Genomic DNA, 18132 nt, shown 5'->3' on the forward strand with positions numbered 1-18132 from the left:
CGGCCGTCCGGCCACTCAAGCGCCCGGCCGCTCAGCCGCGCAGGTCGGCCAGGCGCGCCAGCAGCTCCAGCGGCCGCTCGCTGACCAGGCCGACGGCGCCGGCGTAGACCAGGCCCTCGTTGCCGTCGAGGGTGATCAGCTCGCCCTCGCGCAGCACCAGCCCGCCCAGCGTGACCTGGCGCGCCGCCTCGTCGATGCGCAGGCCGGCGCAGGCCACCAGGCAGACCTTGCCCATCTGCCGCGCCACCACGGCGGCGTGCGAGGTGCGCGCGCCGCGCTCGGTGAGCAGGCCGTCGGCCAGCGCCAGCGCGCCGATGTCGGCCGTCTCGGCGTCGCGCCGCAGCAGGATCACCGCGCGGCCGGCGGCCCGCTCGGCACGGGCGCGCGCCTCGTCGAGGGCGATCGCGCCGCTGGCCACGCCGCCGCCGGCGACGCTGGCGCTGGCGATGGCCGGCGGCGCGGCGCCGTCCGCCGCCGCCACGCGGCGCAGCGTCAGCGCCTGCTCGTCCAGGCCGGCGGTGCGGCGGCAGGCCTCGGCGCGCTCGATCACGCCCTCGTCGAACAGGTCGAGGGCGATGCGCGCGGCGGCGCGCGCCGACCGCTTGCCGGCGCGCGCCTGCAGCATGAACAGCCGGCCGCGCTGCACGGTGAACTCGAAGTCCTGCATGTCGCCGAAGGCCCGCTCGATTTGCCGCGCGGCGGCGCCCAGCTGGTCCCACACCTCGGGCAGGGCGCCGGCCAGCGCCTCGTGGCCGTGCGCGCTGCGCCGGCCCGACACCACGTCCTCGCCCTGGGCGTTGAACAGGAAGTCGAGCCACAGCGCCGGCGCGCCGCTGACCGGGTCGCGCGAGAAGCCGACGCCGGCGCCGGACATGCCGCCGGCGTTGCCGAACACCATGGCCTGCGCCGTGACGGCGGTGCCGACGGCGTCGTCGATATTGTTGAGGCGGCGGTAGTCGCGCGCCCGCGGCGCCTGCCAGGAGTCGAACACCGCCGCCACGGCGCGGCCCAGCTGCTCGTCCGGCTCCTGCGGGAAGGGCGTGCCGGTGGCGTCGCGGTAGACGGCGAGGAAGCGCCGCGTCAGCTCGCGCAGCTGGGCGAAGTCGAGCTCGCGCTCGTCGCGGCCGCCGGCCAGGCGCGCCAGCTCGGCCTCGAACAGGGCGGCCGGCACCTGCGCCACCACCTCGCCGAAGCAGGCCACCAGGCGCCGGTAGGCGTCCCAGGCCAGGCGCGGGTTGCCGGTCTGCGCCACCAGCCCGGGCAGCGTGCGCTCGCTCAGGCCGACGTTGAGCAGCGTCTCCATCATGCCCGGCATCGACACCGGCGCACCCGAACGCACCGACAGCAGCAGCGGCCGGCGCGCGTCGCCGAAGCCCAACCCGCTGGCCGCCTCCAGGCGCCGCAGCGCCGGCCGCCAGTCGCCGGCCTGGGCGCGCCGCTGCGGCGCGCAGAAGCCGGTGCCCAGCACGAAGGCCGGCGGCACCGGCAGGCCCAGCTCGGCCATGCGCAGCAGGTTGTAGGCCTTGAAGCCGACCTGCGCCGGCGTCGGCGCGGCGGCCGTGTCGCTGTCGTTGTTGTTGTTGTCGTTGTCGGCGGCGGCGCCGCAGCCGATCAGGTAGACGCCGGCGGCGGCGCTGCCGTCCGGCGGCGCCTCGGCGCGCCAGGCGCTCACGCCACCGCCCCGGTGCGCGCCAGCACCACCTCGCGCAGCGCGAAGCTGGCCACCATCAGCGCGTCGGAGGCGCGCTCGATGGTGCCGGCCAGGTCGCCGGCCAGCGTCATCTCGGCGGCCTTGGACAGCTCCTTGAGGATCAGCCGGCGGGCGGCGCGCAACTGTTCGTCGCAGGCGCGCTCGGCCAGCACCACGCGCCAGGTGGCGTCGAGGAAGGCGTCCGACGAGTCCATCTCGGCGCCGTGGCTCAGCGTGGCGGCCAACGCCAGCGCCTTGACATAGTTCTCGCAGGCCTCCAGCACGCCCTCGGCCAGCGGCTGCAGCGCCTGGCGCACGCCGTGCCGCAGCGCGTCCTCGTGCTCCTCGACGATCAGGGCGAGCAGGTAGATCGCCTCCTCCAGCTCGTCGGCGACGTCGTCGGCCAGCGCCAGCAGGTGGGCGAACTGGCCCCAGCGCTGGTGCCGCTTGGCGGCGGCGCGGCCCTGTTCGACCAGGTCGTCGGCGCGGCGCTCCCAGTTCTTGGCGCGCAGCGCGGCGGCGGCCGCCTCGCGCGCGCCGCCGCCGTGGGCCAGCAGGTCGCGCAGCGCCATCGCCAGCTCGTGGCAGTAGGCGGCGTGCTCGCCGGCCAGCTCGAACTCGCTGGCCCAGTCGCGCAGCTGGCGCGTCAGCAGCACCCGCGTCTCGTCCTCGATCTGCGCCAGCGGCCGGCCGTCCAGCAGCGCGCGGCTGGCCAGGGCCAGGGCGTCGACCAGGAACTGCTGCGCCGCCGTCTCGCCGAGCACGCCGTCGAGCCGGTCGCCCAGGCGGAAGATGCCGTCGCCGACCGCCTGCATCACCGAGTACATCAACTTCTCGCCGCCCGCCTTGAGCCAGGCCATGTGGCCGACCTCGAGGGCGGCGGCGGCGTTCAGCACGGCGATGGCGGCGGGCTTGGAGACGAACAGCTGCAGGCGCTTGCGCGCCCGGTTCCAGTCGATCAGGAAGACGATGCGCGCGCCCACCTCCTGCAGCGTGCGGGCGACACCGTCGGCGTCGGCGCAGGCGAAGCTGGCGGTGCCGACGAAGTAGGCGGCGCCCATGTTCAGGCCCGGCGTCACGCGCGGCTCGACCACCGACCAGCTGGCGCCCTGCGCGGCCAGCAGCTCGCGGAAGAACTCGAAGCGGCTCTGGTGCAGGTCGGAGTAGGTCAGCGTGATGTTCAAGTCGGCGACGTGCATCACCAGCACGTGGGCGTCGTTGGTGCCGATGTCGTTCTGCAGCAGCAGGCGCGCGCCGTCGCGGGTGGCCGCCGTGTCGAGGCCGGGATGGTCGAACTTCAGGCCGGCGGTGCGGTGCAGGCCGCGCATGAAGGCGGCCACCAGCGCGCGGTCGGGCGCCGCCAGGTTCCAGGTGTGGGCGCCGTCGACCTCCTCGCTGGCCAGCGCGGCGGCGACGCGGTTGAGCTGCTTGTGCATGTCCATCACCACCAGGTGCACGCCGTCGCCGTGGTCGCGGTCGCCCCGCGTCAGCCGGGCCACGTCCTCGTTCGACAGCGACTCGTCCTGCACCGCGTCGAGCCATTCGACCCAGTGGGCGGCGCGCTGGCGCAGCGCGCTAGCGGCCTCGCCCTCGCCCAGCGCCTTGGCCATCGCCGCCAGGTCGGCGGCGGCGCCACGGCACAGCAGCGGCAGGCCGGGCAGGAAGACCATCTCTCCGCCGCGCGCCGCCGAGGCCAGCATCTCGTCCATCCAGGCCTCCCGCAGGCCGGCGGCGGCCTGCTCGCGCGACAGGTCGAGCGCGCCGCGCTTGGGATGCTCGGCGTGCTGGATCGCCGCCTGCACCACCGACAAGCGCAGCTTGAGCCGGTCGTTGGCGGCCAGCGCCGCCTTGATGCGAGTGGGCAGCAGCAGCCCCGCCTCGCCTATCGATTCGACGACGTCTTCCTTCAACATCTCGCTTCCCCTTTGGCTGTGCCGGACTGTTGATTGTTGCAGCGCGCCGTGACGGGCGCGTTACACGCCGCGAGGAATCGGCGGAGATTGCCGTCGGATTGATATAGATCACGTTCTGCCGGCGGGAAAGCGGCTAGCGGAAAACGGCGAACGACGATGCGCACGCTTGGATATACTTGTTGACAAAAGAGCATCTGAACGACATCATACAATTGCAATATTAATATTGTTTTTAACAACTCGGTAGCAGCGCCAGCACTCCCACCACCCGGAGAATGAACATGTTTGGATTCTTGAAGAAACCCGCCGCCCGCCAAACGCCCTCGCTGCGGCGCGAGCAGCTGCAACCGCGCATCAAACACGTCCATTTCATCGACGCGCTGCGCCAGGCCGGCGTGCCGCAGGAGCAATGGCCCTGCACCACGCCGCTGTGCGGCGAGCTGCTGGTCACCTACGCCTTCGACCTGGCCGACGGCTTCGTCATGGCCACGCCGGCCATGCTGCGCGAGGCCGGCGTGATCGGCGACGAGCTGGCCGAGCTGGGCCGCGCCAACCTGCGCCGGGCGATGCCGCAACCGCAGTTCTTCGCCAAGGACGGTTGCGGCCTGGCCCACACCGGCGGCGAGCTGGAGGCGACGCTGCTGCTGCTCGACGAGGTCTGGCAGCGCATGCAGCCGAACTTCGCCGGCGCCATCCTGGCCACCGTGCCACGGCGCGACCGCATCCTGCTGTGCGACGGCGCCAACCCAGCGGCGACGGCGGCGCTGGCCCGGCAAACCGGCGAATTCTTCGACGAGCAGGACGACGCCCACCGCCTGTCCACCCAGCTCATGCGGCGCAACGGCGACGGCTGGTCGCTCTTCAACGCCCACTGAAAACCCGTCGCAACAACCCGGGAGCGGTGCAGCGGCGGCTTCGCCGGTGCCCACCACGCCGACTAAACCCACTAGCGGGAGAATGAGCCCGACACCACGTCAAACTGTTGATCCCGTGCTCCTCGAACGGGTGCTAGCGCGTCTGGCTGAACGACTGCTTGAGTAGCGGCATCCTCGCCACGCGAAGTGAGCCCGTAGCGGCGTGTCGGCGAACACGCTTGAGAAGCAACAATCAATCGCCGCCCCGACATGCTAACCTGAGACGTCGTTGACGTACTACGCCAATGGCGTATGATCGAAGATAGCTAAGGAAAGTCCAGCCATGAAGCTGCCTCGCCCAGCTGACAGACATCCCATACTGTTCGTCGAAGCGACGGAATTCGAACGGCAGTCTTCTCGCTTGTTAAATGCAATGGAACTGAAGGCGCTGCGATTTCTCCTCGCCGACGATCCAACCTGCGGTTCGCCCGTGAGTGACTTGCCTGGACTCCTGAAAATTTGCTATGCAGGCTGCGTCATCTACTACGCGATTGCCCCAAGTTTTCTGAAGATTTACCTGCTGGATATCGAAAAAGACGATGACGATTCTCCGCCGCCGACAAAGCCAAGCACTCCACCGACGGATGAGGAAATCACTGCCCTACGTAAAACGCTACGTCTTTTGAGTAGAGGGCTACTGATTGTTGTGGTAAAGCGAGGTTTAAAGTGGCTATGGGAGTATTGCAAAGACGAATTTCTCGGTTGGCACTAGATCACGCAGAAGCCCCGACTAGCTTCCATTAGCCACTCTTATTTGTATTTTTAGGACGAATTATTATGGATGCAAAGACTCTGAACAAATCCTTGAACGAGGTCCTGGCGTTTGAACGTGGCGAGATCGATCTAAAGACGACTGAAGTCGCCCCTCCGCTCATCGATGTGAAAAAACTTCGAGCGAAAATCGGATTGTCGCAAAGTGAATTTGCCAGTCGTTTTGGCTTCTCGGCAGCTGCCATCAAAAATTGGGAGCAAGGGATTCGTCAGCCGGAAGGTCCGGCAAGAACCCTTCTCGCGCTCATCGAGCAGAATCCGAAATTAATCGAGAAAGAAATCAAAAAACTGCAGGCGGCATGAACAAGACGGCTTGCCGGGACCAATCGCCGTCCAGAACATATCGCCAGACGCAGTTGCTCCTGAGCTAGAAAGGTGGCTCGTGTATGGTGGTGTCTGACGATACGGTTTTGGCACAGTGAATGCGCCAAACAGGCACTATAAGACGTCACATCGCGCAGCAATGCAAGGCTTAAGTATTTGATTTACATGGGGAAAACTGGTGCGGCTGGCTGGAATCGAACCAGCGACCCTTGGCTTCGGAGGCCAATACTCTATCCACTGAGCTACAGCCGCGCGGGGAACTACTTGAAGTGAAACGAAGGATACCGTCTTTCGCCCCCGCCGTCCATGAAAAGTGTCGTATTGCTGGGCAACCACATTCCAAGAAGGGGTTTTTGAGTCTATAATCGCGGGTTTGGCGAGGGTTTGCAAACCAACATGCAAAACGGCTGTCTCGCTCGGTCCCAGCTTCGAAACCTGTATTAAGGAAATCATGAGCGACGCACACAACGAACACGAATCCGCCATCAGAACGCCTAAACAACTGGTCGCGGCCGTCATCGGCTTCTTCGCGATCACCGTCATCGGCATCATTTTGCTGGTCCAATACGTGACGGCCGACAAGCTGGTCGGCGCCGGCTCCGAGAGCCAGACGCCCGACGCCATCGCCGCGCGCCTGAGCCCGGTCGCCAACGAGGGTTTCACCCTGAAGGACGCGAGCGGTCCGAAAGTGCTGCAATCGGCCGAGGCCGTCTACACCGCCGTCTGCGCCGCCTGCCACGCCAGCGGCGCCGCCGGCGCACCGAAGTTCGGCGACGCCGGCGGCTGGTCGGCGCGCATCGCCCAAGGCTACGACACCCTGCTCAAGCACGCCGTCGAAGGCATCCGCGCCATGCCGGCCAAGGGCGGCAACCCGGACCTGGACGACGTCGAAGTGGCCCGCGTGGTGGTCTACCTGGCCAACAGCGCCGGCGCCAAGTTCAAGGAACCGGCCGTGCCGGCTCCAGCGGCCGCCGACGGCGCCGCGGCGACCAAGTAAGCCTGTCCCGCCAGGCGCCGATCCGATCGGCGCCAAAACGATAAACCCGCTCGCGCAAGCCGGCGGGTTTTTTTGCGTCCCGCTGCGGCGCGGCCAGACGGCGCCACAGCGACGCTTGCCAGCACCGAATACCGGACGCCGGACGCCGGACGCCGGCGGGCCAGCGCGCACCACCAGCGGCCGCCGTGCCGCCGCCGTGCCGGTGCCGCCCTTCCAGTGCTGTCGTGCGCCGGCGCGGCCGACATTGCCCGCGCCGGCCGCGCCCACGAAAAAAGGGCCGCACAGCGTGCGGCCCCCTTTCATTTTCCTCAGCTAGCCGCGAAACGGCCAGGCCAGGCTGTTACCACATGATGACGCGGTCTTTCGGCGCCAGGTACATCTTGTCGCCTTCCTTGACACCAAACGCGCTGTAGAAGCCAGGTTGGTTGCGCATGGTGCCGTTGGCGCGGAACTGGCCCGGCGAGTGCGGATCGGTCTTGATCTGCACGATCTGCTGCGGTTCGCGCATCTTCATGCGCCATACCTGGGCGAAGCCCATGAAGAAGCGCTGGTCGCCGGTCAAACCGTCGATCACCGGCGCCGGTTTGCCCTTCAGCGACAGCTTGTAGGCCTTGTAGGCGATCGCCACGCCGGAGTTGTCGGCAATGTTCTCGCCCAGGGTCAGCTCGCCGTTGACCTTGTAGCCCGGCAGCGGGCTGAACTCGCCGTACTGCTTGACCAGCATCTTGGTCTTCTTCTCGAAGTTCTTGTGGTCCGACTTGGTCCACCAGTCGCGCAGGTTGCCGTCGCCGTCGTACTGGGCGCCCTGGTCGTCGAAGCCGTGGCTGATCTCGTGGCCGATCACGCCGCCGATGGCGCCGTAGTTGACCGCGTCATCGGCGTTGGCGTCGAAGAACGGCGCCTGCAGGATCGAGGCCGGGAAAACGATCTCGTTCATCTCCGGGTTGTAGTAGGCGTTCACCGTTTGCGGCGTCATGCCCCACTCTTCGCGGTCGATCGGTTTACCCAGCTTGTTGAGTTCCTTGTTGTAGTCGAACTGGTGCGAACGCAGCACGTTGCCCAGCAGGTCGTCCTTGGACACTTCCAGCTTCGAGTAGTCGCGCCAGTGGTTCGGGTAGGCGATCTTGGTGGTGAACTTGGCCAGCTTGGCTTGCGCCTGCTTCTTGGTGACCGGGCTCATCCAGTCGAGCTTGTCGATGCTGGTCTTGTACGAGGCCAGCAGGTTCTTCACCAGCGCTTCCATGCGCGCCTTGCGCTCGGCCGGGAAGTGGGCTTCGACGTACAGCTTGCCGACGCTCTCGCCCAGCGCGCCCTCGGTGACGCTGACGCCGCGCTTCCAACGTGGCCGCATTTCGGTCACGCCGCTCAGCACGGTGCCGTAGAAGGCGAAGTTCTCTTCGACGAAGGCCTTCGACAGGTAGGGCGCGCTGGCGCGGATCGCCTGCCATTGGAAGTAGGCCTTCCAGCTGTCGAGCGGCGTGGCGGCCAGCACCTCGTTGAAGCCCTTGAAGTAGCTCGGCTGGCTGACGATCACGTAGCCGACCTTGCCGGCGACGCCGGTGTCCTTCAGGTAGGCGGCCCAGTCGTAGCCCGGGGTCAGCTCGCCCAGCTTGGCGACGTCGACCTTGTTGTAGGCCTTGACCGGGTCGCGCAGTTCGACCTTGCTCCACTGGATCTTGGCCAGCTCGGTTTCCAGCGCGACGATGGCCTTGGCCGAGGCGGCGGCGTTGGCGTCGCCGGCCAGGGTCAGCATCTTGGCCACGTGCAGCTGGTACTTGGCCAGCGCGTCGGCCATTTTGGCGTCGTCCTTTTTCAGGTAGTAGTCGCGGTCGGGCAGGCCCAGGCCGTCCTGGTACAGGTCGGCGACGTACTTGGTCGAATCCTTGTTGTCCTGGTGCACGCCGTAGCTGTACGGCGCGCCAAAGCCCAGCTGGTTGAAGCGGGCGATCAGCGCCGGGATCTGCTTCTTGTCGCTCAGCGCGGCCACCTTGGCCAGTTCGCCGTTCAACGGCGTCAGGCCGAGCTGTTCGAGGCGGGCCTCGTCCATGAAGCTGGCGTAGAAGTCGCCGATGCGCTGGGCGTCGGAGCCGGCGGTCTTGGACGGCGCGTTGGCGGCGCCCTCGATGATGGCGCGCAGCTGCGGCTGGACGTCGTCGCGCAGCTTGGCGAAGGAGCCCCAGCTCGACTTGTCGGCCGGGATCTCGGTGTTGGCCAGCCACTTGCCATTCAGGTGGGTGAAGAAGTCGTCCTGCGCGCGCACGGACGGCTCGATGTATTCGGTGGCGATGCCCGACACCATCTTGGCGCCGGCGGCGTTGGCGCTGACCGGTGCGGGAGCGGCGGCCTGGTCGGCGGCACCGGCGTAGCCTGCGATCAGGCTGAGGGTTAAGGCACTTAACAAGTAACGATTCACAGAATTATCCCCATTGTTTATAACGAAAAAGGTATGAAACCTTGGACTTTTGGCCCGTCTGGCACTGTAGCATATTGGCGCCGCCGTGGCAGCCGGCGCCTCGGGCCGGCGCTACCACATCTGCACCCGCTCCTTCGGCGGCAGGTACATCTTGTCGCCCGGCTTGACGCCGAAGGCGTCGTAGAAGCCCGGCTGGTTGCGCACCGTGCCGTTGGCGCGGAACTGGTCCGGCGCGTGCGGGTCGCTCTTCAGGTAGACGATCTGCTGGGCCTCGCGGACCTTGCTGCGCCAAACCTGGGCGAAGCCCATGTAGAAGCGCTGGTCGCCGGTCAGCCCGTCGATCACCGGCGCCGCCTTGCCGCCCAGCGACAACTTGTAGGCCTTGTAGGCGATGGCGATGCCGGAGTTGTCGGCGATGTTCTCGCCCAGGGTCAGCTCGCCGTTGACGAAGTAGCCCTTGACCGGGCTGAAGGCGCTGTACTGCTTGACCAGCATCTGGCTCTTGGCGGCGAACTGCTGGTGGTCGGCCTTGCTCCACCAGTCGCGCAGGTTGCCGTCGCCGTCGTACTGGGCGCCCTGGTCGTCGAAGCCGTGGCTGATCTCGTGGCCGATCACCGCGCCGATGCCGCCGTAGTTGACGGCGTCGTCGGCCTCGGCGTCGAAGAACGGCGGCTGCAGGATGGCGGCCGGGAAGACGATCTCGTTCATCTCCGGGTTGTAGTAGGCGTTCACCGTCTGCGGCGTCATGCCCCACTCGGCGCGGTCGATCGGCTTGCCCAGCTTGGCCAACTCGTGCTGGTAGGCGAACTCGGCGGAGCGCATGGCGTTGCCCAGCAGGTCGTCGCGGCGCACCTCCAGCTCGGCGTAGTCGCGCCATTTGCTCGGGTAGCCGATCTTGGTGGTGAACTTGGCCAGCTTGGCCTGGGCCTGCTTCTTGGTCGCCGGGCTCATCCAGTCGAGCGTGGCGATGCTGCCCTGGTAGGCCGCCAGCAGGTTCTTCACCAGCGCCTCCATGCGCGCCTTGCGCTCGGCCGGGAAGTGCGCCTCGACGTACAGCTTGCCCAGGCTCTCGCCGAGCGCGCCGTCGGTGGCGTTGACGCCGCGCTTCCAGCGCGGCTCCATCTCGCTCACCTCGCGCAGCGCGGTGTGGAACATGGCGAAGTTCTCGTCGACGAAGGCCTTGCTCAGGTAGGGCGCGCTGTCGTGCAGCAGATGCCACTGGAAGTAGGCCTTCCAGACGGCCAGCGGGGTCTTCGCCAGCAGCGCGGCGACGCCCTTCAGGTAGCTGGGCTGGGCGACGATGACGTAGTCGACCTTGCCGGCCAGGCCGGTGTCGGCCAGGTAGCCGGCCCAGTCGTGGCCGGGGGTGAGCGCGTTCAGCTTGTCGAGCGCGACCTTGTTGTAGGCCTTGACCGGGTCGCGCAGCTGCACCTGGGTCCACTGCGCCCGGGCCAGCGCCGTCTCCAGCGCGACGATGGCCTTGGCGTCGGCGGCCGGCGTGGCGTTGTCGGCCAGCGTCAGCATTTTTTCGATGTGGCGTTCGTACTGGGCGAGGATCTTGGCCAGCTTGGCGTCGTCCTTCTTCAGGTAGTAGTCGCGGTCGGGCAGGCCGAGGCCGGACTGGCCGATGTCGGCGACGTACTTGGTCGAGTCCTTGTTGTCCTGGTGGACGCCGAAGGCGTAGGGCGCGCCCATGCCGTAGCGGTTGAAGTGGGCGATCAGGGCCGGCAGGTCGCGCCTGTCCTGCACCGCGTCGATGCGCTCGAGCTCCTCCTTGAGCGGCTCCAGGCCGAGCCGCTCGAGGCGGGCCTCGTCCATGAAGCTGGCGTAGAAGTCGCCGATGCGCTGGGCGTCCGAGCCGGACGCGGCGTGGCCGCCGGCCTCGGCGGCGGCGCGCTCGATGATGGCGCGCAGCTGCGGCTTGGTGTCGTCGTCGAGCTTCTCGAAGGCGCCCCAGCTGGAGCGGTCGGACGGAATCGCCGTGTGGGCCAGCCACTTGCCGTTCAGGCTGACGAAGAAGTCGTCCTGCGCCCGCACCGCCGGGTCCATGTTCTCGATGGCGATGCCGGAGCGCGGCGCGGCGGCGGCCGGCGTGCCGATGGCGGCGGCGGGGGTGTCGGCCGCGTCGGCCGCGCCGACGGCGCCGGCCAGCAGGGCCAGCGTCAGGGCGCTCAATAGATGTGCTTTCACTTTTCTTCTCTCCCGGATGAATGGCAAGTGGACAAGTCCTCGCCAACGCGGCGACTTTATCATGGCTGAAACGCAGGAATAACAAAAAAGCCACGCTAGGTGGCTTTTTTGTTGGTTTTTGCTATCTACCGGTTCCGGCGATCACCAGATGATGACGCGCTGTTCGGGCGCCAGGTACATCTTGTCGCCCCGTTTGACGTCGAAGGCCTCGTAGAAGCCGTTCTGGTTCATCATCGTGCCGTTGGCGCGGAACTGGCCGGGCGAGTGCGGGTCGGTCTTGATCTGCACGATCTGCTGCTGCTCGCGCATCTTGCTGCGCCAGACCTGGCCGAAGCCCATGTAGAAGCGCTGGTCGCCCGTCAGGCCGTCGATCACCGGCGCCGCCTTGCCGCCCAGCGACAGCTTGTAGGCCTTGTAGGCGATGGCGATGCCGGAGTTGTCGGCGATGTTCTCGCCCAGGGTCAGCTCGCCGTTGACGTGGTAGCCGGGCAGCGGGCTGTAGCCGTTGTACTGTTTGACCAGGGCGTCGGTCTTGGCCTTGAAGTTGGCGCGGTCGGCCTTGCTCCACCAGTCGCGCAGGTTGCCGTCGCCGTCGGACTGGCTGCCCTTGTCGTCGAAGCCGTGGCTGATCTCGTGGCCGATGACGGCGCCGATGGCGCCGTAGTTGACGGCGTCGTCGGCGCGCGCGTCAAAGAACGGCGGCTGCAAAATCGCGGCCGGGAAGACGATCTCGTTCTTGCCCGAGTTGTAGTAGGCGTTGACGGTTTGCGGCGTCATGCCCCACTCCTCGCGGTCGACCGGCTTGCCCAGCTTGTCGACCATGCGCCGGTACTCGAAGTGCGCGGCGCGCAGCGTGTTGCCGGCCAGGTCGCCGCGGCTGATCGCCAGGCGCGAGTAGTCGCGCCACTTGTTCGGGTAGCCGATCTTCGGGGTGAACTTGGCCAGCTTGGCCTGGGCCTCCTTCTTGGTTTCCGCGCTCATCCAGTCGAGCGTGTCGATGCTCTGCTGGTAGGACGCCAGCAGGTTCTTCACCAGCGCCTCCATGCGCGCCTTGCGCGCGGGCGGGAAGTGCTGCGCCACGTAGAGCTTGCCCAGGCTTTCGCCCAGCACCGACTCGACCAGGTGCACGCCGCGCTTCCAGCGCGGCTCCTGCTCGGTGACGCCGGAGACGACGGTGCCGTAGAAGGCGAAGTTGGCGTCGGCGAAGGGTTTCGACAGGTAGGGCGCGGCGTCGCGCACCAGCTTCCACTCCAGGTAGGCCTTCCAGCTGGACAGCTCGGTCTGCGCCATCAGCTTGTCGAGCGCGGCCAGGTAGCTGGGCTGGTTGACGATCACGTAGTCGGTCTTGCTGGCCACGCCGGCGGCGGCCAGCGCGTGCTTCCAGTCGTAGCCGGGGGCCAGCTCGGCCAGCTTGTCGATCGCCATCTTGTTGTAGCGCTTGACCGGGTCGCGGTTCTCCACCTTGGTCCACTGCACCTCGGCCAGCGCGGTCTCCAGCGCGACGACGGCCTGGGCGCTGGCGGCGGCGTTCTTGTCGCCGGCCAGCTTGAGCATGGTCTCGACGTGGGCCTGGTACTTGGCCAGCACGGCGACCAGCTTGGCGTCGTCCTTCTTCAGGTAGTAGTCGCGGTCGGGCAGGCCCAGGCCGCCCTGGCTGATGCCGACGGCGTACTTGGTCGACTCGCGCGCGTCCTGGCTGACGTAGACGCCGTAGGGGCCGGGCACGCCGATCTGCGCCAGGTGGGCGATCAAGGCCGGCAGGCCCTTCTTGTCCTTCAGCGAGCGGATCGCGCTCAGTTCGCCGGTGAGCGGCTTGATGCCCATGCTGTCGAGTTTTTTCTCGTCCATGAAGCTGGCGTACAAGTCGCCGATCTTCTGCGCGTCGCTGCCGGCCTTCTTGTTCTTGTCCTGCTGGGCCGCCTCGACGATGGCGCGCAGTTGCGGCAGCGTGTCGTCGCGCAGCTTGGCGAAGGAGCCCCAGCTGGACTTGTCGGCCGGGATCTCGGCGCTTTTCAGCCATTGGCCGTTCAGGTGCAGGAAAAAGTCGTCCTGGGCGCGCACGGCCGGGTCGATGTACTGCGTCTCGATGCCGGACGACAGCGCCGGGGTGCTCGGTTCGGCCGCGTGGGCGAAGGCCGTCAGCAGGCCGAGGGTGAGGGTGCTCATCAGATGTCGTTTCACTGGATGTCCTTATGGGGCATGGTAACAGGGGCGGACGGTCGGCCGGCCCCGGGAATGGTTTGCGACTGTAGCATGGTGGGCGCGGGCGCGCCAGCGGCGGGGTGGGCAAATTTGCCGAGGCCGCCGGCGCGGCCGGCCTCGGTGGCGGCGGGGCGGGGGCGGCCCCCAGGGTCAGACCCTAGGGTCTGACCCTCGATTTCGCCTGTGGGTTTTCTTGCGGCGCCGCGGCCGCCGGGACGGCGGCTTAGAACTTGGTTTCGAGCTTGACGCTCCAGACGCGGAAGGTCTGGTTTTCGGTGTTGGCCAGCTGGCTCAGGCCGTTGGTGGTGACCACGTTGCCGCCCAGCGAGTCCTCGGCCAGCAGGTTGTTGACCGAGACGCGCAACTGGGTCTGGCCGTTGAACTTCCACAGGCCGTACAGGTCCACGGCGCGCTTGCGGCCGCTGTCGACCACCTGGGTAGCGCTGGTCTGCACGGTAGTCGCCGGGGTCCAGTTGAAGCTGCCGCCCAGGGTCAGCGGCAGGCCCTTCATGCGGTAGTCCAGGCCCAGGTTGGCGGTCTGCTTGGCCTGCTGGTCGAGCCGGTTGTTGGGGCCGGGGATGCCGTCGACGCGCGACCAGAAGCGGCTATAGTTGGCGCGCAAGTCGAGCGCCGGCGCGTCCTCGAACAAATCGGCCAGCTGGAACTTGGCCTCCAGTTCGACGCCGCTGGTGCGGGCGTGGCCGACGTTCTCCGGCCGCGACACCCAGTGCAGGCCGTCGGCCATCTGCTGCTGGCTCAGGCTGCGGCGGATCAGGTTGTCGATGTCGCGCACGAAGCCGCTGACGCTGACGATGCCGCTGCGGCCCAGGTAGTGCTCGTAGGCCAGGTCGAGGCCGGTGGCCAGCTCGGGTTTCAGGTCCGGGTTGCCCATGCGGTCGGGCCGGGTCGGGTCGCCGATCCAGTGCGACAGCGCCGGCAGCGCGATCAGGTCCTGCACGCTGGCCGCCTTGTAGCTCTTGGTCAGGCTGGCGCGCAGCTGGTCTTTTTCGTGGCCGGGAATGCGCCAGACACCGTGCAGCAGCGGGCTGAACACGCTGCTGCTGTTGCTGACGTCGCCGCCGGCGCGGCTGCTGGTGGTGCGGATGCCCTCCCAGCGCAGGCCGAAGTAGGCGGCCCACTGCGACGTGATGTCCCACTCGTCCTGGGCGAACACGGCCAGGCGGCGGGTGTCGGCGCTGAGGTTGTCGCCGGAGTCGGAAAACTGCGGCAGGCCGTTCTTGTCGAGCGAGGTTTTGGTCTGGCTGCGGTGGGCGCTTTCGACGTCCCAGCCGGCCGCCAGCGAATGGTCGCGGCCGAGCGGCGCGGTGTATTTGCCGCCGGTGCTGAAGCTGCGGTCGCGCGTGCTGTCGCTGTCCTGGAAGCGCTCGAGCAGCACGCCGCTGGCGTCGTACTGCTGGCGCAGCGAGTCGTTGCTGCTGTGGCCGGTGCCGAAGCCGAACTTGACGTCCAGCTTGGCGGCGCCCTCGAACTTGTGGATCCAGTTGCCGAAGCCGCGCAGGAAGCTCATGCTGCTGTGCGCGTCGCTGTGCGCCAGGCTGTACTCCGGCGGGCGCAACCAGGCCGGCGGCACGGCGCCGCCCTGGCTCAGCGCGCTGCTGCTGTGGCCGTCGCTGCGCAGGCTCATCAGGAAGGGTTGGAAGTTCAGCGTGTCGCCGTTGTCGAACTTGTAGGACAGGCGCGGCGTGAAGTGGATGCCGCGCCCGGTGCGGCCGCTTTCGTCGCGCAGCGTCTGCTCCTTGTGGGCGACGCCGGCGGCGTCGCTGTCGAGGTTGTAGGTTTGGCCCTGGTCGTGCTGGCGGTTCTCGAAGATCGAGCCGGACAGCAGCAGCGTCGCCGCGCCGACCTTCAGCGGCGCGGTCAGCGAGACGTTGGGGGCGTGGCGGCCCTGCTCGATCGAGTCGGTCAGCTTGAGCTGGTAGTCCTTCTGCTGGTAGCCGTCGCGCAGCACGATGTTGATGGTGCCGGCGATGGCGCGGGTGCTGTGCTCGGCCACCGGGCCGCGCATGACCTCGACGCGCTCGACCTGGTCGGGCGACAGCGAGTCCATCGAGAAGCCGGCCGGCGGCCGCTCGCCGTTCAGCAGCACCTGGGTGTAGCCGTTGCCCAGGCCGCGCATGCGGATCTCGCCGCCACGGCCGGGGCGCCCGCCGATGGTCACGCCGGGCAGGCGCTTGAGGATGTCGCCGAGGTTGCTGTCGCCGTTGCGGTCGAGCTCCTCGCGGCCGTAGACCTGCTTGCCGGCGGTGGAGCGGCGGCGCTCGTCCATGTCGTCGGCGCGGGCGCCGCTGATGGTGATCTGCGGCAGCACCTTGCCGTCGGACGAGAGCGCGGGGCCGCTCTTGCCGGCGGCCGGTTTGGCGGCCGGGTTGCCTGCCGGGTTGGCGGACTGACTGGCTGGCTTGGCGGCTGGCTGGAGGGGGGACGGGGCCTGCTCGGGAACGGCCTCGGCCGGCGCGGTCTGGGCGTAGACCTCGCTGGCGGCGGCGCCCAACAGGGCCAGGCAGGCGAAGGGAATCAGTTTGCTCATAGCTTCAATTAATGGAGTGGCCGGCGCGCGGACGGCGCGGGCAAACACGCCGCAGGGGCGCGCGCCTGCATTCTAAGGCCGGCCCGGCCGGGTGGCGGCGGGCGGCGCTGGTTTTTTACTTTAGGATACACATCCAACAAGGCCGCAGCGCGCCGCCCGGCGAGCGCAGACGCTTGCAAAGCTTGTTCGGTATCAAGGAATGCAAAGAAGATGACATGGATGCTCCGGGCGAGAGGCATGCTGTTGGGACGGCACAAAAAAAAACCTGCGCAAGGAGGCGCAGGCAAAAACCACTTCAGGGTAGAGAGAAATACAAGTTCAGTGTAGGTCGCCGTTTGCGGCCCGGCCCGAAGTCTTACAATTGCTTACGCCCGCCGCCGTGGCGGAAACACAGCATACAAAAATGTAACGCGCGGGCCGTTTTCGGGCCGTTTATGGGCCGCAAAGGTAAGTCTGGGTAAAACGGGAAATAGATTACGCGACGGCTACTACGTTTGCCGGAAATCAGGTTTATACTGGTTCCAGCGCGTTTCCTACCGCTAGCATGGGCTGCGCAGGAGAAATGCGCGATACGCATCGACAGGTGACACATGGGTAAGAAATTGAAGAATTCCGGGCTGATCGGCCTGGGCGTGGTGGCCGGCATCGCCGTGTCGCTACAGTTTTCGGCGATGGCGCAAAAGCCTGTCGATCCGGCCCTGCCGCTGGAGGAACTGCGCCAGCTGGCCGACGTGTTCGGCCTGATCAAGTCCGACTACGTCGAGTCGGTCGACGACAAGAAGCTGCTGACCGAGGCCATCTCCGGCATGGTCGCTTCGCTCGACCCGCACTCCGCCTACCTCGACAAGAAAGCCTACGCCGAGCTGCGCGAGGGCTCGCAGGGCAAGTTCGTCGGCCTCGGCATCGAGATCGGCCAGAGCGAGGACGGCTACATCAAGATCGTCGCGCCGATCGAGGACTCGCCGGCCTGGCGCGCCGGCATCAAGGCGGGCGACCTGATCACCCGGCTCGACACCACCCCGGTCAAGGGCATGACGCTGGACGAGTCGGTCAAGAAGATGCGCGGCGAGCCGCACAGCAAGGTCACGCTGACCATCCTGCGCAAGGACGAGCCGCAACCGCTGGTGTTCGTCATCGCCCGCGAGGAGATCCACCAGAAGAGCGTCAAGGCGAAGATGGTCGAACCGGGCTACGCCTGGCTGCGCGTGGCGCAGTTCCAAGAGCCGACGGTGGACGACCTGGCCGCCAAGATCACCGAACTGTACCGGCAGGACCCCCACCTGAAGGGCCTGGTGCTGGACCTGCGCAACGACCCGGGCGGCGTGCTGCAGGGCGCCATCGGCGTCTCCGCCGCCTTCCTGCCGAAGGACTCGGCGATCGTCTCGACCAACGGCCAGCTGCCCGACCAGAAGCAGATCTACTACGGCCGCCCCGAGTACTACGCGCTGCGCAGCGACAGCGACGCGCTGGCGCGCCTGCCCGAGGCGGTGAAGAAGGTGCCGATGGTGGTGCTGGTCAACACCGGCTCGGCCTCGGCCTCGGAGATCGTCGCCGGCGCGCTGCAGGACTACAAGCGCGCCACCATCATCGGCAGCCAGACCTTCGGCAAGGGTTCGGTGCAGACCATCCGCCAGCTGTCGGCCGACACCGCCGTCAAGCTGACCACGGCGCGCTACTACACGCCGAACGGCCGCTCGATCCAGGCCAAGGGCATCTCGCCCGACCTGCTGGTCGACGAGAACGCCGACGGCGACGGCCTGAACAGCCTGCGCACGCGCGAGGCCGACCTCGACAAGCACCTCAGCAACGACCGCGACCCGGAGGCCGCCAAGACCCGCCGCGACGAGTTGGAGGAACAGCTGCGCGTGGTGGCGATGGAGAAGAAGCGCAAGCCGCTGGAATACGGCAGCGGCGACGACTTCCAGCTGAGCCAGGCGCTGAACCATTTGAAGGGCCTGCCGGTGCAACTGGCCAAGGCCGAGTCGAAGCTGGTGCAGGTCGACGCGGCCGGCGCCGCGCCGGCCAAGCCGGCGGCGAAGAAGTAGCCCGGCCGGCGCGCGCGGCCGGTTGCGACGAACGACAGGCGGCGCCCCACGGGGCGCTGTTTTTTTGGCCCGGTGCCGGCCTCGCCCGCGTGACGATAGATTGAGAAGACCCCAGCGGCGCGAAC

At 67.5% G+C, this 18132-nt stretch carries 11 protein-coding genes and 1 tRNA gene; 5 read left to right on the forward strand and 7 right to left on the reverse strand.

Going from position 1 to position 18132, the window contains the following annotated elements:
• Positions 1 to 31: 31 nt before the first annotated feature.
• Together BM252_RS07045 and BM252_RS07050 are read right to left on the reverse strand one after the other, a co-directional pair.
• Complete coding sequence (locus BM252_RS07045) at positions 32 to 1672, reverse strand: PEP/pyruvate-binding domain-containing protein (protein ID WP_245774140.1); 1641 nt, start codon at positions 1670 to 1672, stop codon at positions 32 to 34.
• Positions 1669 to 3603 carry a hypothetical protein gene (locus BM252_RS07050; RefSeq protein ID WP_093385538.1) on the reverse strand — a complete coding sequence of 645 codons (1935 nt, stop codon included), beginning with the start codon at positions 3601 to 3603 and terminating at the stop codon, positions 1669 to 1671. The genes BM252_RS07045 and BM252_RS07050 overlap by 4 nt, the downstream gene beginning before the upstream one ends.
• Before the next feature lie 281 nt (positions 3604 to 3884).
• Between BM252_RS07050 and BM252_RS07055 the strand changes: the two genes are divergently transcribed.
• From BM252_RS07055 to BM252_RS07060, 3 genes are all read left to right on the forward strand, one after another.
• A complete protein-coding gene (locus BM252_RS07055; RefSeq protein WP_139236326.1) occupies positions 3885 to 4478 on the forward strand; it encodes a DUF1444 domain-containing protein in 594 nt (197 codons plus the stop codon).
• 322 nt (positions 4479 to 4800) lie between these two features.
• Positions 4801 to 5229: a hypothetical protein gene (locus BM252_RS29945; RefSeq protein ID WP_139236328.1), complete on the forward strand. Its 429-nt coding sequence runs from the start codon at positions 4801 to 4803 to the stop codon at positions 5227 to 5229.
• A gap of 65 nt (positions 5230 to 5294) precedes the next feature.
• Positions 5295 to 5591, forward strand: coding sequence for a helix-turn-helix domain-containing protein (locus tag BM252_RS07060; RefSeq protein WP_093385543.1), 297 nt, complete (start codon positions 5295 to 5297; stop codon positions 5589 to 5591).
• A 197-nt stretch (positions 5592 to 5788) separates the two neighbouring features.
• Here the strand turns inward: BM252_RS07060 and BM252_RS07065 are convergent.
• A tRNA-Arg gene (locus BM252_RS07065) sits at positions 5789 to 5864 on the reverse strand.
• 199 nt (positions 5865 to 6063) lie between these two features.
• Between BM252_RS07065 and BM252_RS07070 the strand changes: the two genes are divergently transcribed.
• Positions 6064 to 6609, forward strand: coding sequence for a c-type cytochrome (locus BM252_RS07070; protein WP_093385545.1), 546 nt, complete (start codon positions 6064 to 6066; stop codon positions 6607 to 6609).
• A 340-nt stretch (positions 6610 to 6949) separates the two neighbouring features.
• On the opposite strand, the gene BM252_RS07075 is transcribed toward BM252_RS07070, so the two are convergent.
• The 4 genes from BM252_RS07075 to BM252_RS07090 form a co-directional block, all read right to left on the reverse strand.
• A complete protein-coding gene (locus tag BM252_RS07075; RefSeq protein ID WP_093385548.1) occupies positions 6950 to 9022 on the reverse strand; it encodes a M13 family metallopeptidase in 2073 nt (690 codons plus the stop codon).
• 111 nt (positions 9023 to 9133) lie between these two features.
• On the reverse strand, positions 9134 to 11212 hold the full coding sequence (locus BM252_RS07080; RefSeq protein WP_093385551.1) for a M13 family metallopeptidase: 2079 nt from the start codon (positions 11210 to 11212) through the stop codon (positions 9134 to 9136).
• A 141-nt stretch (positions 11213 to 11353) separates the two neighbouring features.
• Positions 11354 to 13378 (reverse strand): M13 family metallopeptidase, encoded by a 2025-nt coding sequence (locus BM252_RS07085; protein WP_174900447.1) that lies wholly within the window; start codon positions 13376 to 13378, stop codon positions 11354 to 11356.
• Positions 13379 to 13637: 259 nt separating this feature from the next.
• Positions 13638 to 15962 carry a TonB-dependent receptor plug domain-containing protein gene (locus BM252_RS07090; RefSeq protein WP_093385556.1) on the reverse strand — a complete coding sequence of 775 codons (2325 nt, stop codon included), beginning with the start codon at positions 15960 to 15962 and terminating at the stop codon, positions 13638 to 13640.
• Between the two features lie 590 nt (positions 15963 to 16552).
• On the opposite strand from BM252_RS07090, the gene BM252_RS07095 reads away from it, so the two are divergent.
• The gene (locus BM252_RS07095) at positions 16553 to 18007 is read left to right on the forward strand and encodes a S41 family peptidase (protein ID WP_093385559.1); all 1455 of its coding nucleotides are present in this window, start codon (positions 16553 to 16555) and stop codon (positions 18005 to 18007) included.
• Positions 18008 to 18132 lie beyond the last annotated feature (125 nt).

Origin of the sequence: Rugamonas rubra (genome assembly GCF_900114705.1) — a bacterium.
In the GTDB taxonomy this organism is placed as follows: domain Bacteria; phylum Pseudomonadota; class Gammaproteobacteria; order Burkholderiales; family Burkholderiaceae_D; genus Rugamonas; species Rugamonas rubra.